The sequence below is a fragment of the Roseibium sp. ROS1 genome (assembly GCF_054658215.1).
This window is the reverse complement of record NZ_BAAGIG010000002.1, coordinates 722796-749084: the sequence shown is the minus strand read 5'-3', so window position 1 is coordinate 749084 and position 26289 is coordinate 722796. Positions and strand designations below refer to the sequence as shown.

Genomic DNA, 26289 nt, shown 5'->3' with positions numbered 1-26289 from the left:
CTAACCTCGTTTTTGCCGTTCCAGGAACGGCCTCGGCCGATCGCTCTTCAATGATTTGCCTCTGCCGGAAAGCGAGGGGTTCGTCATGAAATACTGATGTGCATTGAAGGGTTCCTCATTGGCGTTCGGAACGATGCGTTCATGGCTGCCGTCCGACAGAATGCGCCAGCTTTGCTGGTTGTCCTTCAGGTTGGCCACCATGATCTGGTCCAGAACCTGTTCGTGCACGGTGGGTGTCTTGAGCGGTGCCAGGACCTCGACCCGCCGGTCGATGTTACGCGGCATCAGATCAGCTGAACCGATATAGACGTGAGCCTCGGGAGACGGCAGTCCCTGGCCGTTGCCAAAGCAGTAGATGCGAGAATGCTCCAGGAAACGTCCGACAATGGATTTCACCCGAATGTTGTCGGACAGACCCGGAATGCCCGGACGCAGACAGCAAATTCCGCGAATGATCAGATCGATCTGAACACCTGCCTGGCTTGCGCGATAAAGGGCATCGATGATCGCCGGATCCACGAGGGAATTCATCTTCCACCAGATCTGCGCGGGGCGGCCTGCGCGGGCGTGCTCGATCTCGTTCTCGGTCATTTCCAGCATGCGCTGACGCAGGTTGACCGGAGACACCATGAGGTTGTTCAGTTCCGCCGGTTGAGCGTAACCGGTGATGAAGTTGAACACCCGGGCCGCATCCTCGGCAATGCCGGGATCATCAGTGAAGAAGGAAAGATCCTCATAAATCCGCGCTGTGATCGGGTGATAGTTTCCTGTCCCGATGTGGCAATAGGTCTTGAGCTGACCGTGCTCGCGCTTGATGACCATGGAGAGCTTGGAGTGCGTTTTCAGCTCGATGAAGCCGAAGACAACCTGCACCCCTGCCCGCTCCAGATCGCGCGCCCACTTGATATTCGCTTCCTCGTCGAACCTGGCCTTGAGCTCCACCAGTGCGGTAACGGATTTGCCGGCTTCGGCCGCCTCAGCCAAAGCCTTCACGATGGGGCTGTCGTTGGAGGTACGATAGAGCGTCTGCTTGATCGCCACGACATCCGGATCACGCGCGGCCTGCCGCAGATACTGAACCACCACGTCGAAGGATTCATACGGGTGGTGGACGATGATGTCCTTCTGGTGGATCGCCGCCAGACAGTCACCGCCATGTTCGCGAATGCGCTCCGGAAAGCGGGCGGTATAGGGCTGGAACTTCAGGTCAGGCCGCTCGAGGTCAACAATCTGGGACAGGTTGTTGAGCGCAAGCAAGCCGTTTGCAAGGAAGATCTCGCTTTGCCCGACATGCAGCGCCTCCCCCACGAACTCACGCAGCGCCGGTGGTGTGGTTTCCTGGATTTCCAGACGGATCACCGAGCCCCGGCGGCGGCGGCGCAAGGCGCTTTCGAACAGACGAACGAGGTCTTCCGCTTCTTCTTCGATTTCAAGATCGCTGTCACGAATGACGCGGAACGCCCCCTTGCCCCGGATCTCGTAGCCTGGAAACAAGCGCCCGATGAAGAGGCTGACGACTTTCTCGATTGCGATGAACCGGGCAGCGCCATCTTCGCCGTTTGGCAATTGAACGAAGCGATCAACCTGGCTCGGAATTCTGAGCAGAGCAATCATGCCGCGCCCACCGGAAGTTGGCGCCAGTTCAAAGACGATGGAAAAGCCAAGGTTCGGAATGAACGGGAACGGATGCGCCGGGTCGATGGCAAGCGGCGTCAGAACCGGGAAGACATAAGCAAGGAAATAGTCTTGCAGCCAGGCCTTGTCCGCCTGGTCGAGCGTGTCGCCCTGCGGGATCTCGATCCCCTTGTCGGCAATCTCCCGGCGCAGCTCTACCCAGATCTTCTGCTGGGACGCCTGGAGATCACGCACTGCTTCGCTGATCTTCTGAAGCTGTTCGGTCGGCGTCAGGCCGTCGTCGGACAGATTGGTAACGTCGGCCCGTTGCTGGCCACGCAGGCCGGCCACACGCACCATGAAAAATTCGTCGAGATTGTTGGCGGAGATCGACAGGAACCGAACGCGCTCAAGCAGCGGATGGTTCGGGTTCATGGCTTCTTCCAGAACCCGGAGATTGAACTGGAGCCAGGACAGCTCCCGGTTCATGAACCTGGCCGGAGATGTAGCCAGCTCACCTTCCGGTGTCAGTTCCGGCACGGTTCCCTTTGCATCGGAAGCAACGGTGGAGGCAGGCAGAATGTCCGAAAGATCAGGGGCTTCGTTCATGGCATCATCCCTTGTTCCGCGCAGCTTCCGCTTCAATCCGGCAAAACCGGGCACGCCCATTCTGCCTCAACGCCGCCGTGACTAACATGAACTTCTGAGCGGGCAAATGACAGTCCTGTGGCAGCATCGGCGATTATTGGCCTTTATGCACATTTTCCAAGACCCGCCCGGCAAGTGGTTTCGTGATCTTGACCCGCCCGGCAAGAGCCTCCTGATCGATCGCCTCGACGGCGCGCATGGCGACTTCGAGCGAACGTTCCATTCGCACCACAAGATAGTCGACGACACCTTGATCGACCGCAATCTGCCGGTCGGCAAACAACTTCACCAGAACACGGCGAAGGAGATCATCGTCCGGCTCCAGAATTTCGACAGGAGTGGCTGCGCGCAGGCGGGACTGCAGATCGGGAAGGGAAATTTTCCAGCTGGCAGGCCAAGTGCGGCTGGTGATGAGCACTGTCTTGCCCGCCTGACGTGCTGCGTTGAGAAGGTGGAACAGGGCCGTGTTATCGATGCCCAGGTGCGCATCCTCGATCACGGCAGCTGGTGCGGCAACGAGGGTTTCCACGGACTGCGGATCGAGCTTGGAAGCAGCCAGAACGGCAGCGCCGGTCTCATCCTGAAAGGCCTGGACAAGATGGGTTTTTCCCGCGCCGACGGGGCCTGCAAGGACAACGACCGGAGAAGGCCAATCCGGCCAGCGTTCCAGCAATTCGAACGCAGCCCGGTTGGAGCCTCCAACCAGATAGTCGTCACGGCTCAAGGCCGCTTCATGCGGCAATTCCAAAGGCAACTGGCGCGGTGTTTCCACCATTTTCTACTCTGATACCTGTTCTTCTTGCCCCGATACGGGATGATCGGTTCCCTGATAGACCGGGCTTGCGAGATACTGCTTCAGGGCAAAGCGTGCAAGCACGCCGATCATCGCGGCGGCGGGAACCGCGATCAGCATCCCCACAAATCCAAAGAGATATCCAAAGGCAAACAAGGCAAACATAAGCGTAACAGGATGCAGGCCCGTGCTTTCGCCAACAAGTTTGGGCTGCAGGATATTGCCCTCCAGAAACTGACCGACGCCAAAGATCGCGGCAACTGCGATAATCCAGGGCCATTCCGGCCAGAATTGGACAAGCGCAACACCGATGGACAGGACAAGCCCCAACCCGGCACCAACGAAGGGAATGAAACTGACGAGACCAGCCACCATTCCGATCAGGAGACCGAAGTTCAGCCCGATCAGCGCCAGAGAAACAGCGTAAAACGATCCCAAGATAAGACAGACCGACACCTGCCCGCGCACGAAACCGGCAACAGCCTGATCCATTTCCTTTGCAAGGCCGCGGATTTCTGCCAGATGATCACGCGGCAGCCAGCTGTCGATACGCGCGACCATGCGGTCCCAGTCGAGCAAAAGATAGAATGCAACAACCGGCGTAATGACGAAGAGCGACAGGATCGACAGCAACGCCTGACCGCCGCTCCAGAGCGACTGGGCCAGCTTGCCGACGAAAGAAGCCCCTTGCCCTATGAGATTGGACATGGAGGACTGGAGGTCTTCCGCATTGATGCCCGCAACGGACGCCAGATCGGCCGGAAAGTTATCCGACAGCAATGCCTGCAGCTTGCGGATCAGCTCCGGGAACTTTTCCAGGAAAAGGGCAAGCTGATTGCCCAACAGTGGCAGAAGCAGGATGAAGAACATCACGAGGATGAGGACGAAGGCGAACAGGATTGTCAGCGTCGCCCACATCCGCCCCATGCCCAGCTTTTCCAGCCGGTCGCAAACCGGATCCAGCAGATAGGCCACCGCCATGCCGGCAACGAAAGGGAGAAGCACGCTGGAGAAGACATACAGAAACAGGCAAAGAACAACGAGGGAAATCAGCCAGAACTGGACCTGACGGCGAAGGGTCATGTATGGCGCTCCTCGGTTGTGCCGGTGCGTAGGAATGGCTTTCTTCCGGACATGGAATTAAACCCCGCCTCCGGTCAAGTCCAGAAGAAGTCGGCTTTTCGCGGCATTGGTCCATCAAGGAGCCACTTCTGCCTCATGAGGCAAAGCCTATGACCACGTTTTCAAACAGGCCAGCAAGACCGATTTCCGGCAACAGGCTGTCTGCAGCACCCTTGCGCTGAAGGTTGACCCAGATGCTCCATGACCTCTTTTTTCGCCGGCAATACACTTTGAGCCATTCAAATCTGCCTGGTTTTGAAGAAAAATGCGGAAGTTGGCCTGCCATCTGTTCTTAAGCCCTGCGCAGAACCGCTCGCCTCTTGTGTTCCTTGGCGGCAGACTGTAATCCGCACTGGCACAGCCAACCGCACGCAGTCTCGGAGTGCCCCATGAGCGAATCCTCTGGTCCCAACGGCCTGACCTATGCCGATGCTGGTGTCGATATCGACGCCGGAAACGAACTGGTGAACCGCATCAAGCCGCTGGTCAAGGCAACTTCCCGCCCCGGGGCCGACAGCGATATCGGCGGTTTCGGTGGTCTTTTTGACCTCAAGGGCGCTGGGTTTCAGGATCCGATCCTTGTTGCCGCCAATGACGGCGTCGGTACCAAGTTGAAGATTGCGATTGAAACCGGCCAGCACCGCACTGTCGGCATCGACCTTGTTGCGATGTGTGTCAACGATCTGGTGGTCCAGGGCGCTGAACCGCTGTTCTTCCTCGACTATTTCGCGACCGGCGCGCTGGATGTGACCACTGCAACGGATGTGGTTGCCGGCATTGCGGACGGCTGCAAGATGGCAGGCGCCGCGCTGATCGGCGGTGAAACGGCCGAAATGCCGGGTATGTATGTGGAAGGCGACTACGATCTGGCAGGCTTCTCCGTCGGTGCCGTTGAGCGCGGCGGGATCCTGCCGCGCCCGGACGTTGCCGCTGGCGACGTACTGCTTGCCCTGGCCTCCTCCGGCGTTCATTCCAACGGCTATTCCATGGTGCGCAAGATCATCGAACTGTCCGGCATGAACTGGTCGGATGCGGCACCGTTTGCAGCCGGCAAGACACTGGGCGAAGCCCTGATGGAACCGACCAGGATCTACGTCAAACCGCTGCTGGCCGCACTGAAGGAAACTTCCGGCATCAAGGCCCTTGCCCACATCACCGGTGGCGGCCTGCCGGAAAACCTGCCGCGTGTTCTGCCGAAGAATTGCTCCGCTCGCATCGACCTTGGCCAGATCAGCGTTCCGCCGGTGTTCGGCTGGCTCGCGAAATCGGGCGGCGTTGCCGAGAAGGAAATGCTGCGTACGTTCAACTGCGGCACCGGGATGGTGATTGTCGTGTCTGCGGACCAGGCCGATGCGGTTGCCGACGTCCTGCGCAATGCCGGTGAAACGGTCAGCAAGATCGGCGTCATCGAAGCTGAAGGCGCTGCACCGGTGCTGTTTGACGGCAGCCTGGACCTTGGCGCATGAGCCGCAAGAAGACTGCCATCCTGATCTCAGGACGCGGCTCCAACATGGGCGCGCTGATTTCCGCGGCAATGTCTCCCGACTATCCCGCCGAAATCACGCTTGTCCTGTCCAACCGGCCTGACGCCAAGGGGTTGGAACGGGCCGCTGAGCTGGGCATTGCAACGGCAGTTGTCGACCACAAGGACCATGCAGGTGATCGGGAAGCGTTCGAAAAATCGGTAGATGCCGTTTTGAAGGACCACAAGATCGACCTGGTCGCCCTTGCCGGTTTCATGCGTATTCTGACGCCCTATCTGGTCAATGCCTGGGCGGGCAGGATGATCAACATCCATCCGGCTCTCCTGCCCTCTTTCAAAGGCCTTGCCACACATGAGCGGGCCTTGCAGGAAGGTGTCAAGTTGCATGGTGCCACCGTGCATTATGTGTCTGCTGAAATGGACGATGGTCCGATCATCATGCAGGGAGCCGTACCGGTTCTTGATAGTGACACCCCTGACACGTTGGCTGCCCGTGTGCTGGACGTTGAACACCAGATCTACCCCAAGGCACTTTCCATGGTCGCCAGCGGTAAGGCCAAGGTGTCGGGAGCACGGGTAACCGGCAGCGGCGACAGCAACGAGACGGAAACGCTCATCTGGCCGTAGGCCGGACGGCTTTCCCCGCTTGCAGCAATACGATCGCAGATTTCTCAGATCGATCCTGACGCGCTTAACGGATCGGCCTCCTCTGGCTAGCCTTTCCGAACCTTCTGTTGGAACGACAGGACAATGAATTCCGCCGGCCGCAAGAGCGAAACCTTCACCACGACATTCATGCAACCGGCCTGAACGTCGGCGCCCGTCATCGTCGTCCCAAGGCCGACTTCGACACCGTAGGCATCTTCTGACGAAGCGCCCACGAGAGCCCCTTGTTTCCATAGCCCGTTCAGGAAATTTTCGATCACCGATTTCACCATAAGCCAGGTCGGAGCGGTGTTTGGCGCAAAGGCAAAAGGATCCAGCGCCGCCTTGATCGATTGTTCCAGCATGATCGCGGTTCGGCGGATATTCACATAGCGCCATTCCGAGCTGTTACCGTCCAGCGTGCGTGCTCCCCAAACCACATTACCTCGCTCGGGAAACGACCGGATCGCGTTCACGGCTTTTCCGTCCAACGGAGTGTTCAGGTCTTCCTGCTCAGCATCGGAAATAGATACGCAAGGCGACACGACTGAATTAAGGCTGAGATTTGCCGGCGCTTTCCAGACGCCATCCTGGGCGTCTGTCGCTGCATATGCACCTGCCAACGCGCCTGACGGAGGCATGACACTTACTGCTTTTACAGCTTGCGAGAGAAGCTCGTTGTAGCGCTTTGAAAGACCCCGCATGATCTTGTGAGTAGTGCATTTCTCCTCTTCGGAGATGTCGTCGTCTTCAAATGATTTCACCGCCTTATCGAAAGCGGCTTTCCGGGCCTCATTGGCCTGAATGGCAGTCTCCTGGCCAACATGTTCGAAGAAGGCCTTGCGCGTACCAGCCGAAACATTTTCAAAGGTTATCGATCCCGCACCGAAGTGAGACGTATTCAACCAGGGATAATAGGCAGCAGCAAAGCTCATATCTTCCGCTGCGAGCAAGGTTCGCAGGCCGCTTTTTCCCGAGATCACGTCATTCTCGTCCAAAGTTCGCTCCCTTTCCCCATCGAACACGTCGACAATGGCGAAACGGTTTTGCAAATCTGTACAATGGGCAAGGCATCTATTGCTGACGGTCTTGTAATCTTCTGACGACAACAACACCGCGTCGGGTATCACGATGACCGACGGTTCCTGCAGCTTGGCGAGCTCTCGCCAGACAGGTTCACCGAAATCCTCAACGGACTTGATGAGATCGGGCTTTCCCGCGCCGTAACATCCAACCGACAAGATCCAGCAACCACGTCCTCCATTTTCGAAGAAGAGTCCCATGGCCGCATGCAAATTGAAGCGGCTTGCTTCATCCAGGTCCAGAGCCGGCTTGCCATCCTGCAGGCTGAAGTCGAAACGAAACATGGGCCCCACGCCGAAACGGGCCTCGAATTCCGACATCGAGGAGATCCGCACCGGAACGCCGGTCACATCCTTGCCATCCACAATTGCTGTTTCTGTGTAGCCGACAAAGACCGCAACGCTCGTCGGGACCTGCACGACCGTGTTTGGGAAGGAGTTCAGCTCGGTGACATAAACACCCGGGGCCTCATACTTCTTCATTGCTCTCTTCCTCGTAGCGCGTCATCCGGCAGAAGCTTGATAAGCCTGACAGGTTCAAGCTCCCACAGTCGTGCCGGCGAGCAAAGGACTTTCTGCCTCAAGTTGCAGATGCTCCATGAAGCACCCTTCGCTTCAATCTGACGCTCAAGGATCGCAAATGCGAAGCCGATAGTATCTTGACTGATTGTGGGCGCTTAACCTGTCGGATAACGTGCCTGCATGTTTTTGAGTTTCATGTCCGCGCTTGGTGGCGTCGGGTTGTTTCTGATCGGTATGCTGCTACTGACCGACGGGCTGAAAGCCCTGGCGGCACAGCGCATGCGCGACGTGTTGTCCAGGTTTACCTCAACACCCTTGTCGGGCGCCGTGACGGGTGCTCTCACCACCGCGGTCATACAGTCATCCAGCGCAACCACAGTTGCCGCTGTCGGCTTTGTCGCTTCCGGCCTCCTCACCTTTCCCCAGGCGCTCGGCGTCATCTTCGGTGCCAACGTCGGCACGACCCTGACAGGGTGGCTGGTTGCGGTTCTCGGCTTCAAGCTGGATCTTGGCCAGATCGCCCTGCCCTTCGTGTTTTTTGGCGCGATTGCGCGGCTTGCATTCCGTGGCCGGATCGCGCTCGCAGGCCAGGCGCTCGCGGGCTTTTGCCTGATCTTTATCGGCATCGAACACATGAAAGACGGTCTGGACGCCTTCAGCGGCGTGGTAACCCCGACCGACTTTCCGCCGGACACACTCTTCGGCCGGCTGCAGCTGGTGTTGATCGGCATGCTGATCACCGTCGTGACACAGTCCTCCAGCGCAGGCGTTGCAACGGCGCTGGCTGCGCTTGGCGCCGGTGCCATCAACTTTCCGCAAGCAGCGGCGCTGGTAATCGGCATGGACGTCGGAACCACATTCACGGCAGCTTTGGCGACCATCGGCGGTGGCACCATGGCCCGACGTACGGGCTATGCGCATGTGATCTACAACGTCATGACCGGTGTCATGGCGTTTTTCCTTCTAGGGCCGTTTCAGCTTGTGGCCGGCGCGTTGACCGGAAACGGCGACAGCCAGATTGCGCTTGTCGCATTTCACAGTTTTTTCAATGCGTTCGGTGTTGTTTTGGTGCTTCCACTTGCCCGGCCCTTCGCCCGACTGATCGAACATCTTGTTCCGGAAAAAGGCTCCGATCTGACCAGCCGTCTGGATCCGCTCGTGTTGCGGGACCCGCACGCAGCCGCGTCCCTGGCGGGGCAGACCGTCGCACATCTGGAAACCTTGATCATCGAACGCCTGCGCAATCGGCTGGGCGTAAAGTCATCTGCATATGAAGAACTGGATCGGGAAGATCTGGCCAAGGCCATCGCAGAAACAAGGACATATCTGGACAAGATCATCGTTCCGCCGAACGACATGGCCTTTCAGGAGGAACTGAAAGGCCTGTTTCACATTCTCGACCATTTGAGCCGCCTTCTCTACCGCTGCGACCAGCGGCAGAGGATCGACGAGCTGTCCTTGGATCACCGGCTCAAGCGCCTGGCGGGCCTGCTTATCGGCGTCACGGACATTTCCACCAGACAGAAGGACGCCAAGACACAGGAGAAGACGCTGGACCGGTTGCGGCTACTGATGCGCCGACAACGCCGCCTCAATCGTGACCGGCTGATTGCAATGGCCGCTGCCGATGCAGTCCCGGCGGAAACAGTCTGGCTGAAACTGGATGCCTTGCGCTGGCTGCACAGGGTTTCCTATCACCTGTGGCGGATCCGGTTGCACCAGAATGTGCTTCTGGATGCGAACCGGGATCTGGCCTCGACCGTCGAAGAAGCCCGCATAGACGTCGACCAGGATTAATCGGCGTTGGCCATCGGCCGATCACGCGCCGTCAGGCAGCGGACCGGTCGATGATGACGTGATTTTCTCCGCGCGAACAGGCCTCCACGCGTGCCTCCACACGGTAGATGTCACGCAGCATCGCTGACGTGATGACATCTTGGGACGGGCCGGCTGCGACGAGACGCCCTTCGGCAATCACCATGGTGTTCCGGCAGAACCGCAGGGCATGATTGAGGTCGTGCAAGGCAATCAGAACCAGTGTGCCCTGGCGGCGTGCCAGATCGCGCATAAAGTTCAGAACCTCGACCTGCCGGTAGAGATCCAGCGCGGAGGTCGGTTCGTCCATCATCAAAACTTCCGGACGGCGTACCAGTGCCTGCGCAATCGAAACCAGCTGACGCTGACCGCCGGAGAGTTCGCCAAGGTTCCGGAACGCCAGGCTATCGATCTGAAGCGCCTTCAGGATCTGGTCGATTTCGACGAGTTCAGAGTCCTTTACACGCCAGCCCTCACCCTGTTTGGCAGCCAGCAGAACGGATTCATAAACCGTCAGGACGGCATTGGCGTGGGTATCCTGGGGCATGTAGCGGATGGCATCCCGGGGCGCTGCCCGGTTGCCGGCCAGCACGACATCGCCGGGGCCTTTCAATAGACCGGAGATGCGCTTGAACAAGGTCGATTTGCCGGCCGCGTTGGGACCGATCACCGCCGTCAGTTCACCGCCGGAGAAGACCGGCGTCGTGACCCCTTCTACCGCAAGAGTGGAGCCATAGCGTGCGCCAACCCCTTTCAGCTGCAACGTTACCATGACTGCCTCCGGTCGGCGAAAATGAGCGCGAAGAAGAATGGAACCCCGACAAGCGCGGTGATGACGCCGATGGGCAGGATCGCCCCCGGAAGAATGATCTTGGAAACGACCGATGTTGCCGACAGCATCAAGGAACCGCACAAGATTGCCGCAGGCAGGAAGAAACGCTGGTCTTCTCCGACCAGCATCCGGGCAATGTGCGGTCCGACAAGCCCGACGAACCCGATCGTCCCGACAAAGGACACGGGGATCGCCGCCAGCAGGCTGACGCCGAGCAGCGTTTTCAGCCGAAGCGACCTGATGTTGACGCCGAAACTCGCCGCCTTGACGTCGCCGAGCCGAAGGGCTGTCAGAGCCCAGGAATGCCGCGCGAAGAACGGCACGCAGACAACAAGAATGATGAAGGTCGCCAGAACCTTGCCCCATGTCGCCTTGGTCAGCGACCCCATGGTCCAGAAGACGACCGCAGCCAGCGCCTGTTCGGAAGCAAGATATTCCAGCAGCGACAACAGAGCGTTGAACGTGAACACCAACGCGATCCCCAGAAGAACGATGGTCTGAACAGTCACGCCCCGTACCGTGGACAGCAGATAGATGAACAGCGAAGCCGCCATGGCCATCAGGAAAGCATTGATCGGGACCATGTATTGCACTGCGGCCGGAAAGATCGCGACGCCGGCGACAAGCCCCAGGGCCGCGCCAAAGCTGGCAGCAGCGGAGATGCCTAGCGTGAAGGGGCTGGCCAGCGGATTGGCAAGGATCGTCTGCATCTGCGCACCCGCAAGGGACAGGCAGGCCCCAACGGTGAGCGCCATCAGCGCGATCGGCATGCGAATGTCCCATAGGACGACGCGTGTCTGCAGATCGGCGCCGGACGGATTAACCAGGGCGGAAAGCACTTCCGACAGCGGATAGCGGGCCGGTCCGAGGGCCAGATCCAAAGAAAAGCTGAACGCCAGAGCGACGATCAGCCCGCAAATAACCAGAATGCGCCTGAACGCAAGGGCGCGGTAAAGACCGCGCCCCTCCTCAGCCGGAATGATTTCCGAAACCGCCATCTTATTTACTCGAGTTCAACGAAACGAAGTAGCCTGGCCGGTAGTCGATCGGCAGGAAGCGGTCGTGCAATTCCTGGAAAGTCGCTTCCGGGTCAAGGTCAGCAAAGAGCTCCGGATGCAGCCATTTGGCGATCTGCTGAACAGCGACGAACTGGTAAGGGCTGTTGTAGAACTGATGCCAGATGGCATGGACATTGTTGTCCCGGACAGCCTTTACGCCAGTAAAGCCCGGACGTTCCATCAGGCCCGCCAGCTTGTCTGCCGATACTTCCGGATCCGCGCCGGCGCCGACACCAACCCAATTCCCGCCGGGAACATACAGCTCCCAGTTTGCACCGGTCACAATGATCTGGTCCGGATCGGACGCGATGATCTGCTCCGGGTTGACGGTGCCGAAGGTGCCGGGAATGATCTCGGCAGCCATGTTGATGCCACCGGCCATTTCAACCATCTTGCCGAAATTCTCGTTGCCGAACGACATGCAGCAATCATCGGAATAGCCGCCTGCACGCTCCACGAACACAACGGGTTTCGCGAGATCTGACTGTGCCGCCAGCTTGTCTGTCACCTTGGCGATCTCGGCTGCCCGGAATTCGATGAATTCCTCGGCCTTGTCTTCCTTGCCATAGAGCTTGCCGATCAGGCGCATGGACGGCTCGGTGTTTTCCATCGGCTTTTCGCGGAAGTCGACATAGACAACCGGAATGCCGACCTTGCCGAGTTTCTCGATGTAGCCGCCTTCTTCGGTGGCAACCTTGGCGTCGAGGTTCAGGATGATCACGTCCGGCTGGAGTGCAACGGCCTGCTCGACATCGAAAGTGCCGTTCTTCATGCCGCCGAAAGTCGGCAGATCGGCCATTTCCGGGTACTTCTCGAGATACTGATGGTACCCGTCGTTGTCCGCCTTCTCGAAATCGTCTCGCCAGCCGACGACACGTTTGAAGGGGTCTTCACCATCCAGCGTGGCGGTGAAATAGATCTGGCGCCCCTCGCCCAGGATGACCTTTTCCACCGGCACTTCGACCTCGACCTCACGGCCGGTAATATCCGTGACCGTTACCACGTCGCCGGCAAGTGCCATTGCCGGAAGAAAAGTAGCCGTTACCAGCAAAGATGCTGCCAAGCTTTTGATTTTGCTCACATCCGCCTCGATTTTTTATTGAGGTTATAAGTTGAGTTTTAAATTCTTGTTTTTCGTATTTTTCCTGAGTATATGAGTCAAGAATTATCTTTTGGAATGGTTCCAAGCAACCGGAGCAATACGCCTGATGAGCGACGCAGACACACTCTCGAATTTCGATCTGCGTGAAGAAATCAAGGAATACTGGGGCAAGCGGGCCGAGACCTTCGACACCCAGCCGGGCCACGAGATTTTTTCCGACGAAGAGCACACCGCCTGGATAAGGCTGTTCGAAAAGCATCTGGGCCCGGGCGGCTCCAGACGCGTTCTTGACCTTGCTTCCGGAACCGGCGTTATCTCGCACCTGCTCGACGACCTCGGCTTTGAGGTGACCGGGATGGACTGGGCGGAACCCATGCTTGCCAAGGCCCAAGAAAAGGCGAGGAAACGCGGGCGCACGATCCGCTTTCTGCTTGGCGATGCCGAACGCACGATGGAAGCCTCCGAAAGCTACGATGCCATAACGTGCCGGCACCTTGTCTGGACCCTGGTCGACCCTGCGGCCGCCTTTGCGGAATGGCACCGGGTGCTGAAACCGGGAGGACAGCTGCTCGTCGTCGACGGAGACTTTGTCAATCCTGGCTGGTTCGCAAAGTTGCTTGCAACGTTTTCAAAAACTCGTGCTCGCTTTGGCTTGCTCGCGCAACCGGAAGCAAAGCCGGCAGACATGATGGAAACACATCGCAGCATCCTGTCCCGCGTTCATTTCTCGAGGGGAGCAAGGGCAGAAGCAGTCGTGGAGCTATTGCGACAGGCCGGCTTCACTCAAATCGTTGTCGATACGGACCTGAAAGCCGTTCACCGGGCACAACGGCGTCACCTGCCTTTCTTCAAGGGTCTGGAAAGGGCAACGCAGCACCGCTACGCAATCTGTGCCAGGAAATGAACCACCTGACCTGGGTTGCCGATTTGAATACCAAACCAACTATTCTTGACATGATGAAAGAATTATTACCTTCAGTACAGCAGAAGAAATAAAATCAACTCGAAACATCTAAGCCAAACTATTTAAACTTACAATTGCAAGAATAAATTGAACCTTTATTCTTCACCCTACGTTAAGCCGGTATCGATAAGAGTGCATGACAACACAACTATCGAGTATTGCCGATGCACGCCGGCCACGCTGTTTACTGCCTTCCTTTTAACAGCCTTCCGGCTTTGCGCAGGACGCTGAAAACTCGTGCCGCAGCTGTTCTGCTGGCTCTGCTGCTTATTCCCCTGTCTGCAGGACTGACAAAAGCTTTTGCAGCCGAATGGGTGATCACACGGATTTCCGGAACGGTTTATCTGGTCGCACCAGGCATTCAGGCGCACCGGGCACGCAAGGGGATGGCACTTCACAAGGGCCATACCATTGCGACGCGAAAGGGCGCACGCGCTGTGCTTCAGCGAGGCAACGACAGCATCACGGTCGGCCCGAATACGGAATTTGCGCTATCGCAATATCGCAGCAACGACAGCCAGACCACGCTGCTTCAACGCAAGGGAACGATCGATGTCGATGTCGAGACCCGCGGCAGACCGTTTTTCAGGGTTGAGACGCCTTATCTTGCAGCCGTCGTCAAGGGAACCCGTTTTTCGGTAACCGTAACCGGCAACGAAAGTCAGGTTTCGGTTCAGCGCGGCGTCGTTGGTGTTCAGGATCTCGCATCCGGGCAGCAAAGCGACCTGCGCGCAGGCCAAAGCGTCCAAAGCGCACCGGGGAAGTTCAACGGTCTCAAATCCGTCGGCAAGAGCCGCGCCGCCATCCAGCAAGGTACACCTGGCAAGCCCAGCTTCGGCGATACCCCGGCAAGCCTCTCACCTGCGGGCTCAAAAGCTCAGAACACCGCCACCAGCGGGCGTGACAATGCCGCCAGCGGTAGCGGCAACGCAAATGCCTCCTCCGGCAACTCGGGTGATCGCGGGCCGAGTGGTAACGCCAATGGGAACTCAAGCGGAAACTCTGGCGGAAACTCAGGCGCAAATTCTGGCGGAAACTCTGGTGCAAATTCCAGCGGAAGCTCTGGCGGTAACGCCGGTTCCGGTTCTGGTAACGCCGGTTCCGCAGGCGCATCAAACAGCGGCGGGGCAAGCGCCGGCGCGTCAGCTGGCGGGGCCAGCGCAGGCGCATCCGCCGGAAGCGGTGGCGCAAACGCAAATGCCGGTGGCGCCGGAGCTTCTGCCGGACGCTAACCTTCTCTCGCTCTTTCCGAGTTCCGCTCTTCAGCCGTTGCCGAGCGCTTCTCCCAGAGAGCGGCCGAGGGCTGACTTCTCTCGCAAATCCAGACCGGAATGCAGATCGACGATGTGGCTCTTCTGGATCTTCTCGGCTGCTGCGCCGTCGCGCTTTTCAAAGGCATTCATCAGGGCATGATGAGAGTGGCTTTCACAGGCAGTGTCTGAGCGTTTCCAGTAAAGAGCGATGATCAGCGAAGAGCGCGAGATCAGTGATCGGATCATGCCGGCGAACACCCGATGGTCGGCGATATCCGCAATCTCCGTATGAAAGCTTCCGGACAGGAACAGCGCCTTGCCCATGTCACCGGCATGAAGAGCTGCATGTTCCGCATCCAGATGTGCGTGCAACTGCGCGAGCTGCCTGTCGGTGATGACATCGGCTGCCAGCCTGGCCACGGCAGGCTCGATCAGCGCACGGGCCTGAAACACCTCGTGGGCTTCGCGGATCGACGGCTTTGCGACGAAGGCACCACGGTTCTTTTCCATGGCGACCAGCCCGGAATGGGCGAGTGCCTGCAACGCAGCGCGCACGACGGTACGGCTGACGCCATAAATTTCGCCCACCTCATCCTCAGACAGTTTCAGCCCCGGTGTCAGTTTGTGTTGCAGAATGGCAGTCTGAAGCTTCAGGCAGATTTCAAGGGCCCGGCCCTGAGGTAGGGCGAAGACTTCATGCAGCTTGCTGCGTTGATCAAGATCGGCTGTGGTCACAGGTTTGGTCATTTTTCTTGAAGTGCCCAATGGGGGTTGAGCGGTGCCTTGATCCTACTCCCCGCCACCCGAAGCGGCAATCTAGGATCGTATACAATTTTTGTTCATATCGTATTTAATTTGCCAAAATATTGTGCACTTTTACCGATGAGAATTTACTCATCGCTCCACCTTCTCATCAGGATCTCCGGAATTCCGCCAGTTTTTCGCGTTGGCACGGCACTTGCTGTCTCAGGAGCCGAAAACGGTTTTCTGAAGGAGAGGTCCGGCCATGGCGAAGTCCCTGGACCTTGAACTGGCAGCCACCACCAAGATCTACGGCGAGACCATTGCGGTCGACGCGATCAATCACAAATTCGCCGCCGGCACCTATTCTTGCCTGCTCGGGCCATCGGGATGCGGCAAGTCTTCAACCCTGCGAATGATCGCCGGCCATGAGAGCGTCTCCACCGGCGACATCGTTCTTGGCGGCACCAACATCACCGATCTTCCACCTGCCCGGCGCGGCACGGCGATGATGTTCCAGAACTATGCGCTGTTTCCGCATCTGTCCGTGGTCGATAACGTCGCCTTTTCCCAGAAGATGAAGGGTGTCGAAAAACCGGTCAGGCTCAAGAAGGCCCGTCAGTTGTTGGAACTGGTGGATATGGCGGCGTATGCTGAACGGTTGCCTTCGCAGCTCTCCGGCGGTCAGCAGCAACGTGTTGCCCTGGCCCGTGCCCTGATCACCGAACCTTCCGTGCTTCTGCTTGACGAACCGCTGTCGGCACTCGATCCGTTCCTGCGTATCAAGATGCGGCTCGAGTTGAAGAAGCTGCAGCGCGAGCTCGGCATTTCCTTCATCCACGTCACGCACAGCCAGGACGAAGCCCTCGCGCTGGCGGACGACATCATCGTCATGAACGGCGGCAAGATCGAGCAGGCAGGCAGCCCGCGCGATGTGTTCAACACGCCAACAACCGAGTTCGTCGCCCGCTTCATCGGCGGCCACAACGTGCTGCAGCAGAAAGGCGCTTCGGTCGCGCTGCGGGCAGACAGGTTGAGGGTGAAAAAGGCGGCCGGAGAGGACGGCGCCGTTCTGACGGCCTTCGTCAAGGACGTCGAATACCTCGGCTCCACCGTCAATCTCGCGCTTGATGCGGGGGGCGCCGGCGATCTGACGGCCGCACTCACCGACGAAGCCTTTTTCCAGGACCCGATCGAAATCGGCGCAACCGTCTTCCTGACATGGAAGCCGGAAGACGCACACCAACTGGCTGCCTGAAGGCTGCCGATCGAAGGCCTTCTCCCGAGGCCGAACAAACTCCAGAGGGGAACAGGAGTAAGAACATGACAGATACAGTGGGAAAAACTGAACAGATGACCAAGAAAGGCGTCAGCCGCCGCAGCATCCTGAAAGGCGGCGCTGCTGCTGCCGGTGCGGCCCTGGGTTCGGGAGCCATCACCGGCTTCCCGACCATCTGGGCACAGAACATCAAGGACGTGACCCTGCGCCAGTTCGGCACCGGCGTTTCCAACCTCAACGAAGTAGCGCAGAAGGTGAAGGAAGATCTCGGCTTCACCCTGGAAATGACCGCTCTGGACAGTGACGCCGTCACCCAGCGTGCGGCGACCCAGCCGGACAGCTTCGACATTGCGGACATCGAATACTGGATCTGCAAGAAGGTCTGGCCGACCGGCAACCTGCAGGCAATGGACACCTCCAAGATCAAGAACTACGACAAGATCGTCGGCATCTTCAAAAGCGGCAAGCTGACGCCTGAATCCGTGATCGCACAGGGCACCGCGCCGCATACGGTCGGCTTCGTCGACGGTCCGGACGGCAAGGCGTTCGCGACCGAAGAAACCGGCTGGATGACACTCATCCCGACCATCTACAACGCCGACACACTCGGCATCCGTCCGGACCTGATCGGCCGCCCGATCGAAAGCTGGACCGAACTGCTGAACCCGGAATTCAAGGGCAAGGCATCGATCCTCGACATTTCTTCCATCGGCATCATGGATGCGGCCATGGTTTGCGAAGCCATGGGCGAAATCCAGTATGGCGACAAGGGCAACATGACCCGCGAAGAGATCGACAAGACCATGGCGATCTTCACCGAAGCGAAGAAAAACGGCCAGTTCCGCGCTTTCTGGAAGACCTTCGACGAAAGCGTCAACCTGATGGCGTCCGGCGAAGTCGTGATCCAGTCCATGTGGTCTCCGGCAATCACCGCCGTGAAGTCCCGCGGCATCGATTGCGTCTATCAGCCGCTCAAGGAAGGCTACCGGTCGTGGGGTGGTGGCATCGGTCTTTCCAAGAGCTTGACCGGCCTCGAACTGGAAGCAGCCTACGAATACATCAACTGGTATCTCGACGGCTGGGTCGGCGGCTTCCTGATGCGCCAGGGCTATTACTCGGCCGTGCCGGAAACCTCCAAGAACCACATGGACGAGAACGAGTGGGGTTACTGGTTCGAAGGCAAGGAAGCCACCGGCGACATCACCAACCCGTTCGGTGACGTTCTGGCGAAAGCCGGCGAAACCCGCGACGGCGGCTCGTTCTACGAGCGCATGGGTGCCGTTGCCTGCTGGAACGCTGTCATGGACGAAAACCAGTACATGGTTCGCAAGTGGAACGAGTTCATCGCCGCCTGAGGCTGAGCCGACACACTGGTGCCCGGGAAACTTTTCCCGGGCACTTCAAGACACCCGGGGCGAGTATGACACCCGCCTTCTCTACTTACCGGACCAGACCTTCATGACGGATCAGACACAGTCCATTTCCAGCGTGGCCCCGGCTGCGAAAGCTCGTGCAAAGGCTCCCTTCAGCCTCAGTCGCCTGCCCGATGCCATGACTGGCTGGCTATTGTCGCTGCCTCTGGCGCTGGTGCTGTTCTTCTTCCTGGTTCTGCCGATTGCCATGATCGTCGTGGTGAGTTTCTGGGGGGCGACGGAATTCTCGATCTACCCGGCCTTCCAGTTTGACAACTACGAATTCCTGCTGACGTCTCCAGTGACCTACCAGGTGTTCTTCAACACGGTGAAATACGCGCTGATCACCTGGGCGATCACACTGGTGATCGGGTTTACCGTTGCCTATTTCCTCGCCTTTCACGTGCGCACGCTGACCTGGCAGATCGTTCTGTTTCTGTTGTGCACGATCCCGTTCTGGACATCCAACATCATCCGCATGATCTCCTGGATCCCGTTCCTAGGCCGCAACGGCATCGCCAATTCCACGTTGATCTCGATGGGCGTCATTGACGAGCCGCTGGATTGGCTGCTCTTTTCCGATTTTTCGGTGATCCTGGCCTTTGTCCACCTCTACACGCTGTTCATGGTGGTTCCGATCTTCAACACCATGATGCGTATCGACCGCTCGCTGATCGAGGCAGCCTATGACAATGGCGCCACCGGTCTGCAGACACTCACCAACGTCATCATTCCGCTGACCAAACCCGGCATCATGATCGGTTCCATTTTTGTCGTCACGCTGGTGATGGGCGACTTCATTACCGTGCGCTTCATGTCCGGCAGCCAGAAGGCCAATGTCGGCAGGTTGATCTCCAACGACATCGCGCTTTTGCAATATCCCTCTGCCGCGGCAACAGCGGTCATCCTGCTGATCACGGTGCTTCTGGTGATCTCGATCCTGCTGCGCTTCGTCGACATCCGGAAGGAGCTCTGATCATGGAAAAACGTTCCCGCTCCTTCTATGCGCTTGCCGCGTTCTTTGGCCTTTTCCTGGTTTTCCTCTATGGCCCGACAGTCACCATCGCGATCCTGAGTTTTCAGGGACCGCAGGGCGGGCTGACCTTCCCGATGCGCGGCGTCTCGCTGCACTGGTTCCACGACCTGTTCGAACAACAGGCCGTCGGGGATATCTGGGGCAGTTTCTCGCGCTCGCTCGTGCTTGGTCTCATGGTCATGGTGACAACGGTCGTTGTCTCCGTCATGGGCGGCCTTGCCTTCCGCAAGCGGTTTCCCGGGTCCGGTGCGATCTTCTATCTGATCATCACCTCGCTGGTGATCCCGTCGATCCTGGTTTCGCTTGGCGTCGGCCTGATCTTCTCCCAGTCCGGCCTTGCCGTGCATTGGTCGACCTCGGGCTTTGGCGCGCAGCTGACGTGGACCTTGCCCTTCGGCCTGCTGATCATGTTCGCGGTTTTCAACCGTTTCGACAAATCCTACGAGGAGGCCGCGCGCGACCAGGGCGCAAGCGCCTGGCAGACTGTCCGTCATGTCGTGCTGCCGATAATCGCGCCGATGCTGATCGGGGTCGCCCTGTTCGGTTTCACCCTGTCCTATGACGAGTTTGCCCGCACGCTTCTGACGGCTGGCAGCTACAACACGCTGCCGCTGGAAATCTACGGCATGACAACAAACGTCACGACGCCGGTGATCTTTGCTCTCGGCACTCTGACAACCGCCTTCTCCTTCGGCATCATCGGCCTGTTCCTGGCCATTGTCGTCATCCTGAACAAACGCAGGTCACGGCACGGCTCGGATGCCGGAAAGGGCATGGTCTAGGGCCTTACATGCGCGACATACACATCCTCGTCATCAATCCGAATTCCACGGCTTCAATGACGCAGAAGATCGCGGCGGCTGCTCGCGCCGCAGCCGGTCCCTTCAGCCGGATTACGGCCATCAATCCACTGGAGGGACCGGCAGCCATTCAGGGGCCAGCGGATGGCGAGGCTGCCCTGCCCGGCCTGTTCGATCTCTTCGAGCGCTCGCTCAAGACCGACCCAAGCATAAGCGCGATCATCATCGCATGCTTCGACGATACCGGCCTTTGGGAACTGAAGGCGAAATCCCGCGTCCCGGTGGTTGGCATCGGCGAGGCAGCCTACCATGTTGCCTCCGTGGCAGCCGAACGGTTTTCGGTGGTTACCACCTTGTCCGTCTCCGTACCGGTGCTGGAAGAGAACCTGCAGCGCACCGGCCTTGCCGCCCGATGTGTCAGGGTGCGTGCATCGGACGTGCCCGTTCTGGAACTGGAAAACCCCGAGAGCGATGCCCGGCACAAGATCGAGGCGGAAATCCAGGCCGCTCTGAGACTGGACGGCATCGGCGCAATCGCACTCGGTTGCGCGGGCATGGCGGATCTGGCCGCCGACCTGACGGCGCAATTCAAGGTACCCGTCATTGATGGTGTAGCGTCCGCTGTGCGCCTTGCAGAGGCGATCACCGCCTAGGCGCGCCCTCTCGCCTGCTAGTGGTCCAGAATGTCGTCCGCCTCCGTGCGGAAGCTTTCCACGGCGGAAAAGAAAACGTCGAACAGCATGCTGCGCTCGTCGCCGAGCGAGAAAACCACTTCCTCGTATTGGCGTTGCATGTCCGAGACCGGAACCCGGTGAACGACATCGGTTCGCCCGGTTCCGAACCGCCACATGAAACCGACCCCGAGGCCATTGACCACTGCTTCATAAACCGCGTCACGGGTGTCCAGAGTCAAAAGAGGCGATGGCTCGAACCCGGCGGAACGAAAGGCCCTGTCGACCACCCGTTGGGTGGAGGATCCCCTTGTCCGGAAAATCAGGGGTTCGGCCATCAGCCGTTCGCAGGTCACGGCCGCCTCCCGGGACAGCGGGCTGTCGGGATGGACGATGGCAACGACATTCTGCCTTGCAAGCAAGGCGCGCCGGAAGCGGCCATCCGCAGGCACATCCGGCAGCACACCGATGTCGACTTCGCGGGTCAGCACTGCCCGCGTGATCCGCTCATGCGAACCTGTTTCCACCGCGATTTCGATGCCCGGATGCCGCTTGAGAAATTGCGCGATCAACGCCATGCCCGGCATCGAATTTCCCAACCCGATTTTCAAACGACCGTTCAGCAAGGTGTTGTGACGGGTCAACAGCCGTGTTGCAGCGCGTTCGGCTTCTGCCATGCGCTCGGCGACGTCACATAGCTCGTTGCACAGCGGTGTTGGCGACAAGACACCGTTTTTCCGGTCGAACAGGCGTACGCCGAATTCCGCTTCAAGATCTTTCACATGACGCGCGACGGCCGGCTGCGAAATCTTCAGCGCCCGTGCCGCTGCAGCATATGAGCCTCCGGACGCGACCGCGTTCACGGCCCGAATGCGCGACAGGGAAAGGGTCATTCCAGGTTTTCTCCGATTAGCAAAGCCAAAGGTTTGATCACCTCAAACCATAGGTTCGCTCTGTTACGGCAGCGTCACAGAGTGACGACAATTTGATTGCGATTTCAGCGGGCCACGCCAACGGAGCACGGCCCTTCCTGACCAGAACAATCCGCCTGCCGTACCGGCGGATCCTCAATGCCGATCGGTGGTACCGAAAGGCAACCGGACAGATATGGACTTCGCAATGCGGGCTCGCAAAACAACGACAATTCAATGGCTTGGCGCCGCGGAGGTTGACGGTTATGCCGCAATCCTTTGCGATCTGGACGGTTGCCTGATAGCCGCCGGACGAGCATTGCCGGGCGCGGAAGATTTTGTCCGGGCGGCTGGCAAAAGGGTATCGATCGTTTCGAACAACTCGGCCGACACAAGCATCACGTTATCGGCAAAACTGAACGCAATCGGCCTGCCTTTGCCGCAGGAAAGCATCTTTCTTGCAGGTGAGCTGGCTGTGCGCACGATCGCAGCGGAACGTCCGGGCGCGCGCATCCATGTAATTGCCGAACAGCCGCTTCACGCTCTTGCAACAGAGCTCGGCCTTGAGCGCGCAAACGATCGGACAGACGTCGTCCTGCTTGCCCGGGATACAAAGTTCACCCTGACCGGACTGGAAAAGGCCTTGCGACTGCTGGAGCAAGGCGCAGAGCTGGTCGTGACCAATCCGGATCTTTCCCACCCGAATGCGGACGGTCGCCCGGTGCCGGAAACCGGCTCCCTGCTCGCAGCCTTCAAAGCGTGCTGTCCGGAGATCGCGCCAAGGGTTATCGGCAAACCTCAGCCGTTCCTCATCGGCGCGGCACTCGAAGCTGCGGGCGTTCCGGCGTGCAAGGCTGTCTTTGTGGGCGACAACGCCGCGACCGACGGCGCCGCGGCAACCCTTGCCGGTCTCGATTTCATTCACCTCGTCGCAACGCCCTCGCCGATCGTGAACGGTGCTCCTGTGAAAGAGCCGATACCGTCCGCTCATCCGTCGTCAGTGGAGGCGAGCGCATGTTGACCTACGTTCTGCGAACCCTTTTGCGGATGGCGATCACCCTGTTCCTCATCGTGACGCTCGTCTTCTTCGCCACCAGGCTTTCCGGAAATCCGGTCGACTTCGTTCTCGGCGAAGGCATCACCAAGGAAGACCGGGCCCTCCTGATCGCTTACTACGGTCTGGATTCCTCCATCGGAACTCAGTACTGGCGCTATCTCAGCTCGGTGTTTTCGGGTGAGTTCGGACTGTCTTTCCTGGAAAGGCGGCCGGTTTCGGAAATCGTTCTCGAACGTGCATGGCCATCCTTGAAACTGCTGCTGAGCGCAGTGTGCTTCACGCTGATAGTGTCCATACCGCTTGGTATTCTGGCCGCCATCTACCGCACCAGCGTCATCGGCAGCGTGGTGATGGTAATCGCCTTTCTCGGATATGCCGTACCGTCCTTCATCATCGGCATCCTGCTGGTGCTGATCTTTGCCTACACGCTCAACTGGCTTCCCGTCATTGGCGATGGAACGGCGCTGCATTTCATTATGCCGACGCTTGCCATTTCCGGCACGCTGGTTGCGGCGATCACCCGCTTCACCCGCAACGCCATGCTGGACGTGCTCAGCCAGGACTACATGCGCACAGCCCGTGCCAAGGGTCTGCCGGAGTGGATCGTCATTCTGAAGCACGGACTGCGCAACGCGTCGATCACGCTGCTTTCCGTGGTCGGACTACAGATCGCCAGCCTCGCGGCGGCGGGTAGCGTTGTCGTGGAATCGATCTTCGCATGGCCCGGTATCGGCGATCTCCTCGTCCGGTCCGCCATCCTGCGTGACTACCCCGTCCTCCAGTTCGGTGTCCTGTCCGTCGCTGTCGCGGTCATCGTGATCAACGCAGTGGTCGACATCGCCTACGCCTTCGCGGATCCGCGCATCCGCCTTGCCAAGGGATAAGCGCATGACCGACGCAACGCACAACCTGTCTTCGCCGCGTAATACCGGCACAAGAACATACCGTCTCCCGATCTGGTCGGATGCGAACTGGATTGTCCGGATCGCGCTTCTCATCGGCCTGATCCTGATCGTGACGGCACTTGCCGCCCCCTGGGTTGCCCCCTTCGACCCGAATGCCCAAAGTCTCATTTCCCGGCTGCGTCCGCCAATCGGGTTCGAACGCTACAAGGACGGCTTCTATTTCGGCACCGACGAACTCGGCCGGGATATCTTCTCCCGCTGCATCTACGGCCTGCGGCTGACCTTCGCACTCGCCCTTGCGGGAGCCGTTATCGGTCTTCTGATCGGCGGTACATTGGGTCTGATGGCCGGCATCATCGGCGGTGTTTTCGAAGAGGTCATCATGGGCCTGGTCGACGCGCAGATCGCCATACCCTTCACCCTGATCGCCCTTCTCATTCTGGCAGTCATGGGCTCATCCCTGGACGTGATGATCCTCGTGCTCGGTGTCTACGGCTGGGAGCAATACACGCGGATTGTGCGCGGTGAAGTGAAGAAGCTGATCCAGATGCCCTTTGTCGAAGCGGCACGTGCAGCAGGTGCTACGCCGCTCCGGATTGCGGTGAGGCACATCCTGCCCAATGTCGTCTCGCCGATCGTCGTCCAGTTCACACTGAACTTTTCCAACATCGTCATCCTGGAATCGACCCTGTCTTTCCTCGGTCTCGGCGTTCAACCGCCAACCGCAACGCTCGGATCGATGGTCGGCATCGGCCGCGACTATCTGCCGACGGCCCCCTGGATCGTTCTCGCCCCCGCGATGGTGATCCTGCTCCTCACATTCGCAGTCCAGATCCTTGGCGACTGGCTGCGCGACAAGGCGGATGTCCGTCTCAGGTCCCGCTGACCGAACTCAACCACAGAAGCCGGAACGGCCAACGCTCCACCCTAGCAGCCTTGGAGGCTCGATATGACCAAACTATTGGCAACCACCGCTCTTGCTTCGCTCATGGCGACAAGTGCCTTCGCAACAGAACTCACCGTTGGTGCAGCCAACGTGTCCAGCTACCTCGATCCGGGTCGCGATCACTCTAATGTCGGCTCACAGTTCTACTACAACGCCTTCGATACGCTGATCGCCAAGAACCACGACACCACCGACACTGAATGGCAGCCGGGCCTCGCGACAGAGTGGAAACTTGTCGAACCGACGATCATGGAACTGAAACTGCGCGAAGGCGTGAAGTTCCACAATGGTGCCGACATGACCGCCGACGACGTCGTGTTCTCGCTGAACCGGATGTATCAGGCCGACTTCCCACCCTATCAGGTGCGTGCCCGGGACCGTCTTGAAAACTTCGAGAAGGCAGAGAAGGTCGATGATCTCACCGTGCGCATCCATGCAAAGCGCCCGGAGCCTCTTTGGGAAACACTGTTGAACCTGCAGCAGGTCATGATCATTCCGGAAGCTTACACCAAGAGCCTTGCAGGCGACCCGGACAAGCTTGAGCATGACGACTTTGAAGCCTTTTCCCTGAAGCCGGTCGGCACAGGCCCATACAAGGTTGCCGAATTCGTACCAGGCGAAACAGTGGTCTGGGAACGTTTTGACGACTTCTGGGGCGAAAAGGCACCGCTCGACAAGGTCACCGTCCGGCATATGCCGGAGACTGCTTCACGCATCACGGCCCTGAAAACCGGTGAAGCCGACATCGTCACCAACATCGCACCTGACCAGCTTCAGCTCATCGAGAACGATCCGGACATGAAGGCCGCCGGCAGCGCCACTGCCCTCTTCCACGTCATGATCATGAATGTGAACCATCCAAAACTGAAGGATGCCCGCATCCGTCAGGCCCTGTCGCTCGCCATCGACCGTGACACGCTGAACGAAGCCCTGTGGGGTGGCAAGGCCGTGGTTCCGTCCACGCACACGCTTGCGGAATTCGGCGAATTGTACCAGCCGGAGCTGACCACCTTCGAATACAATCCGGAGAAAGCCAGGGAACTGCTCAAGGAAGCAGGCTATGACGGCTTCGAAATCACCTACGACACCGCGCCGGGCTACTACACCAACGGCCTTCTGGCGGCCCAGGCCATCATGGAGATGTGGGCGGAAGTCGGTATCAAGGGCAAGGTCAACGTCCAGGACAAATGGAGCGGCAACTCACCGGACATGATGACCCGCAACTGGTCCAACCCGATGTATTTCGCCGACCCGTTCGGCAGCTTCGGCGTCATGTGGGCTCCGAATGGTCCGTCTGAATCCGAAGGCCGTTTCAACACGGACGAAGACTACGCCAAGAGCTGGGAGCAGTTCCGCTTTAACGGTGATGTCGAGTTGCGTCGCGCGGCCTATGCGGAGCTGATGGAGCGCATCAAGCAGGATCCGCCGGTGCTGCCGCTGTATCGCCCCTATGAGAGCTGGGCGATGAAGACCAACGTCAACTGGGCTCCCAAGCCGGGTCACATTCCCTACGTGCTCGACTTCCGCGCCGGCTCCATTTCGTTCAACTAAGCAAAAAAAGGCGCCGCCGGTATACCGGCGGCGCTTTCCCTACCCTT

The 26289-nt window shown here is 58.9% G+C and carries 23 protein-coding genes; 14 read left to right on the top strand and 9 right to left on the bottom strand.

Annotated features, from left to right (window positions below):
* The 3 genes from ACYQ6M_RS11660 to ACYQ6M_RS11650 form a co-directional block, all read right to left on the bottom strand.
* Positions 1-2223, bottom strand: a complete 2223-nt coding sequence (locus ACYQ6M_RS11660; protein ID WP_031270745.1) for an RNA degradosome polyphosphate kinase — start codon at positions 2221-2223, stop codon at positions 1-3.
* 133 nt (positions 2224-2356) lie between these two features.
* Complete coding sequence (locus ACYQ6M_RS11655; protein WP_055653703.1) at positions 2357-3037, bottom strand: P-loop NTPase family protein; 681 nt, start codon at positions 3035-3037, stop codon at positions 2357-2359.
* A 3-nt stretch (positions 3038-3040) separates the two neighbouring features.
* A complete protein-coding gene (locus tag ACYQ6M_RS11650; protein ID WP_077290082.1) occupies positions 3041-4138 on the bottom strand; it encodes an AI-2E family transporter in 1098 nt (365 codons plus the stop codon).
* 428 nt (positions 4139-4566) lie between these two features.
* On the opposite strand from ACYQ6M_RS11650, the gene purM reads away from it, so the two are divergent.
* A complete protein-coding gene (purM, locus tag ACYQ6M_RS11645; protein WP_055653699.1) occupies positions 4567-5643 on the top strand; it encodes a phosphoribosylformylglycinamidine cyclo-ligase in 1077 nt (358 codons plus the stop codon).
* The gene (gene purN / locus ACYQ6M_RS11640; RefSeq protein ID WP_460073914.1) at positions 5640-6287 is read left to right on the top strand and encodes a phosphoribosylglycinamide formyltransferase; all 648 of its coding nucleotides are present in this window, start codon (positions 5640-5642) and stop codon (positions 6285-6287) included. Before purM ends, purN begins: the two co-directional genes overlap by 4 nt.
* A gap of 86 nt (positions 6288-6373) precedes the next feature.
* On the opposite strand, the gene ACYQ6M_RS11635 is transcribed toward purN, so the two are convergent.
* On the bottom strand, positions 6374-7870 hold the full coding sequence (locus tag ACYQ6M_RS11635; RefSeq protein ID WP_460073912.1) for a phage tail sheath family protein: 1497 nt from the start codon (positions 7868-7870) through the stop codon (positions 6374-6376).
* 219 nt (positions 7871-8089) lie between these two features.
* Here ACYQ6M_RS11635 and ACYQ6M_RS11630 point away from each other — a divergent pair, with 219 nt between their 5' ends.
* Positions 8090-9706 (top strand): Na/Pi cotransporter family protein, encoded by a 1617-nt coding sequence (locus tag ACYQ6M_RS11630; protein ID WP_460073909.1) that lies wholly within the window; start codon positions 8090-8092, stop codon positions 9704-9706.
* Positions 9707-9737: 31 nt separating this feature from the next.
* On the opposite strand, the gene ACYQ6M_RS11625 is transcribed toward ACYQ6M_RS11630, so the two are convergent.
* The 3 genes from ACYQ6M_RS11625 to ACYQ6M_RS11615 are packed head-to-tail and all read right to left on the bottom strand — an operon-like array spanning position 9738 to position 12635.
* Positions 9738-10496, bottom strand: a complete 759-nt coding sequence (locus ACYQ6M_RS11625; RefSeq protein ID WP_152506915.1) for an ABC transporter ATP-binding protein — start codon at positions 10494-10496, stop codon at positions 9738-9740.
* Complete coding sequence (locus ACYQ6M_RS11620) at positions 10490-11554, bottom strand: FecCD family ABC transporter permease (RefSeq protein WP_460073906.1); 1065 nt, start codon at positions 11552-11554, stop codon at positions 10490-10492. Before ACYQ6M_RS11620 ends, ACYQ6M_RS11625 begins: the two co-directional genes overlap by 7 nt.
* 1 nt (position 11555) lies before the next feature.
* A complete protein-coding gene (locus tag ACYQ6M_RS11615; RefSeq protein ID WP_460074628.1) occupies positions 11556-12635 on the bottom strand; it encodes an ABC transporter substrate-binding protein in 1080 nt (359 codons plus the stop codon).
* Positions 12636-12822: 187 nt separating this feature from the next.
* Between ACYQ6M_RS11615 and ACYQ6M_RS11610 the strand changes: the two genes are divergently transcribed.
* A complete protein-coding gene (locus ACYQ6M_RS11610) occupies positions 12823-13620 on the top strand; it encodes a class I SAM-dependent methyltransferase (protein ID WP_460073903.1) in 798 nt (265 codons plus the stop codon).
* Positions 13621-13844: 224 nt separating this feature from the next.
* Positions 13845-14912, top strand: a complete 1068-nt coding sequence (locus ACYQ6M_RS11605; RefSeq protein ID WP_460073900.1) for a FecR family protein — start codon at positions 13845-13847, stop codon at positions 14910-14912.
* Between the two features lie 30 nt (positions 14913-14942).
* On the opposite strand, the gene ACYQ6M_RS11600 is transcribed toward ACYQ6M_RS11605, so the two are convergent.
* On the bottom strand, positions 14943-15680 hold the full coding sequence (locus ACYQ6M_RS11600; RefSeq protein ID WP_055653688.1) for a GntR family transcriptional regulator: 738 nt from the start codon (positions 15678-15680) through the stop codon (positions 14943-14945).
* A 259-nt stretch (positions 15681-15939) separates the two neighbouring features.
* Here ACYQ6M_RS11600 and ACYQ6M_RS11595 point away from each other — a divergent pair, with 259 nt between their 5' ends.
* The 5 genes from ACYQ6M_RS11595 to ACYQ6M_RS11575 all read left to right on the top strand — a co-directional run bounded on the left by ACYQ6M_RS11595 (position 15940) and on the right by ACYQ6M_RS11575 (position 20854).
* Complete coding sequence (locus ACYQ6M_RS11595) at positions 15940-16932, top strand: ABC transporter ATP-binding protein (RefSeq protein WP_023004009.1); 993 nt, start codon at positions 15940-15942, stop codon at positions 16930-16932.
* 65 nt (positions 16933-16997) lie between these two features.
* Positions 16998-18308 (top strand): ABC transporter substrate-binding protein, encoded by a 1311-nt coding sequence (locus tag ACYQ6M_RS11590; RefSeq protein WP_023014488.1) that lies wholly within the window; start codon positions 16998-17000, stop codon positions 18306-18308.
* A 103-nt stretch (positions 18309-18411) separates the two neighbouring features.
* A complete protein-coding gene (locus ACYQ6M_RS11585; protein WP_023004007.1) occupies positions 18412-19341 on the top strand; it encodes an ABC transporter permease in 930 nt (309 codons plus the stop codon).
* 2 nt (positions 19342-19343) lie between these two features.
* On the top strand, positions 19344-20183 hold the full coding sequence (locus ACYQ6M_RS11580; RefSeq protein ID WP_055653687.1) for an ABC transporter permease: 840 nt from the start codon (positions 19344-19346) through the stop codon (positions 20181-20183).
* Between the two features lie 8 nt (positions 20184-20191).
* Positions 20192-20854 (top strand): aspartate/glutamate racemase family protein, encoded by a 663-nt coding sequence (locus tag ACYQ6M_RS11575; protein WP_460073894.1) that lies wholly within the window; start codon positions 20192-20194, stop codon positions 20852-20854.
* Between the two features lie 17 nt (positions 20855-20871).
* Here the strand turns inward: ACYQ6M_RS11575 and ACYQ6M_RS11570 are convergent, their stop codons facing one another.
* Complete coding sequence (locus ACYQ6M_RS11570; protein ID WP_023004004.1) at positions 20872-21765, bottom strand: LysR family transcriptional regulator; 894 nt, start codon at positions 21763-21765, stop codon at positions 20872-20874.
* Positions 21766-21991: 226 nt separating this feature from the next.
* Here ACYQ6M_RS11570 and ACYQ6M_RS11565 point away from each other — a divergent pair, with 226 nt between their 5' ends.
* The 4 genes from ACYQ6M_RS11565 (at position 21992) to ACYQ6M_RS11550 (ending at position 26242) form a co-directional block, all read left to right on the top strand.
* On the top strand, positions 21992-22804 hold the full coding sequence (locus ACYQ6M_RS11565) for an HAD-IIA family hydrolase (RefSeq protein ID WP_460073891.1): 813 nt from the start codon (positions 21992-21994) through the stop codon (positions 22802-22804).
* On the top strand, positions 22798-23724 hold the full coding sequence (locus ACYQ6M_RS11560; RefSeq protein ID WP_297843303.1) for an ABC transporter permease: 927 nt from the start codon (positions 22798-22800) through the stop codon (positions 23722-23724). The genes ACYQ6M_RS11565 and ACYQ6M_RS11560 overlap by 7 nt, the downstream gene beginning before the upstream one ends.
* A gap of 4 nt (positions 23725-23728) precedes the next feature.
* On the top strand, positions 23729-24631 hold the full coding sequence (locus tag ACYQ6M_RS11555; RefSeq protein ID WP_055653679.1) for an ABC transporter permease: 903 nt from the start codon (positions 23729-23731) through the stop codon (positions 24629-24631).
* A 63-nt stretch (positions 24632-24694) separates the two neighbouring features.
* Entirely contained in the window at positions 24695-26242 is a 1548-nt protein-coding gene (locus tag ACYQ6M_RS11550) for an ABC transporter substrate-binding protein (protein ID WP_055653678.1), read from the top strand.
* Positions 26243-26289 lie beyond the last annotated feature (47 nt).

Excerpts from the sequence above, each read along its gene's own strand:
- purN (WP_460073914.1), top strand. The coding sequence starts at position 5,640 with ATGAGCCGCAAGAAGACTGCCATCCTGATCTCAGGACGCGGCTCCAAC.
- ACYQ6M_RS11630 (WP_460073909.1), top strand. The coding sequence starts at position 8,090 with ATGTTTTTGAGTTTCATGTCCGCGCTTGGTGGCGTCGGGTTGTTTCTG.
- ACYQ6M_RS11580 (WP_055653687.1), top strand. The coding sequence starts at position 19,344 with ATGGAAAAACGTTCCCGCTCCTTCTATGCGCTTGCCGCGTTCTTTGGC.
- ACYQ6M_RS11660 (WP_031270745.1), bottom strand. The coding sequence starts at position 2,223 with ATGAACGAAGCCCCTGATCTTTCGGACATTCTGCCTGCCTCCACCGTT.
- ACYQ6M_RS11570 (WP_023004004.1), bottom strand. The coding sequence starts at position 21,765 with ATGACCCTTTCCCTGTCGCGCATTCGGGCCGTGAACGCGGTCGCGTCC.
- ACYQ6M_RS11590 (WP_023014488.1), top strand. The coding sequence starts at position 16,998 with ATGACAGATACAGTGGGAAAAACTGAACAGATGACCAAGAAAGGCGTC.
- ACYQ6M_RS11560 (WP_297843303.1), top strand. The coding sequence starts at position 22,798 with ATGTTGACCTACGTTCTGCGAACCCTTTTGCGGATGGCGATCACCCTG.
- ACYQ6M_RS11575 (WP_460073894.1), top strand. The coding sequence starts at position 20,192 with ATGCGCGACATACACATCCTCGTCATCAATCCGAATTCCACGGCTTCA.
- ACYQ6M_RS11615 (WP_460074628.1), bottom strand. The coding sequence starts at position 12,635 with ATGGCACTTGCCGGCGACGTGGTAACGGTCACGGATATTACCGGCCGT.
- ACYQ6M_RS11605 (WP_460073900.1), top strand. The coding sequence starts at position 13,845 with ATGCACGCCGGCCACGCTGTTTACTGCCTTCCTTTTAACAGCCTTCCG.
- ACYQ6M_RS11635 (WP_460073912.1), bottom strand. The coding sequence starts at position 7,870 with ATGAAGAAGTATGAGGCCCCGGGTGTTTATGTCACCGAGCTGAACTCC.
- ACYQ6M_RS11620 (WP_460073906.1), bottom strand. The coding sequence starts at position 11,554 with ATGGCGGTTTCGGAAATCATTCCGGCTGAGGAGGGGCGCGGTCTTTAC.
- ACYQ6M_RS11610 (WP_460073903.1), top strand. The coding sequence starts at position 12,823 with ATGAGCGACGCAGACACACTCTCGAATTTCGATCTGCGTGAAGAAATC.
- ACYQ6M_RS11600 (WP_055653688.1), bottom strand. The coding sequence starts at position 15,680 with ATGACCAAACCTGTGACCACAGCCGATCTTGATCAACGCAGCAAGCTG.
- ACYQ6M_RS11650 (WP_077290082.1), bottom strand. The coding sequence starts at position 4,138 with ATGACCCTTCGCCGTCAGGTCCAGTTCTGGCTGATTTCCCTCGTTGTT.
- purM (WP_055653699.1), top strand. The coding sequence starts at position 4,567 with ATGAGCGAATCCTCTGGTCCCAACGGCCTGACCTATGCCGATGCTGGT.
- ACYQ6M_RS11595 (WP_023004009.1), top strand. The coding sequence starts at position 15,940 with ATGGCGAAGTCCCTGGACCTTGAACTGGCAGCCACCACCAAGATCTAC.
- ACYQ6M_RS11655 (WP_055653703.1), bottom strand. The coding sequence starts at position 3,037 with ATGGTGGAAACACCGCGCCAGTTGCCTTTGGAATTGCCGCATGAAGCG.
- ACYQ6M_RS11565 (WP_460073891.1), top strand. The coding sequence starts at position 21,992 with ATGCGGGCTCGCAAAACAACGACAATTCAATGGCTTGGCGCCGCGGAG.
- ACYQ6M_RS11625 (WP_152506915.1), bottom strand. The coding sequence starts at position 10,496 with ATGGTAACGTTGCAGCTGAAAGGGGTTGGCGCACGCTATGGCTCCACT.
- ACYQ6M_RS11555 (WP_055653679.1), top strand. The coding sequence starts at position 23,729 with ATGACCGACGCAACGCACAACCTGTCTTCGCCGCGTAATACCGGCACA.
- ACYQ6M_RS11550 (WP_055653678.1), top strand. The coding sequence starts at position 24,695 with ATGACCAAACTATTGGCAACCACCGCTCTTGCTTCGCTCATGGCGACA.
- ACYQ6M_RS11585 (WP_023004007.1), top strand. The coding sequence starts at position 18,412 with ATGACGGATCAGACACAGTCCATTTCCAGCGTGGCCCCGGCTGCGAAA.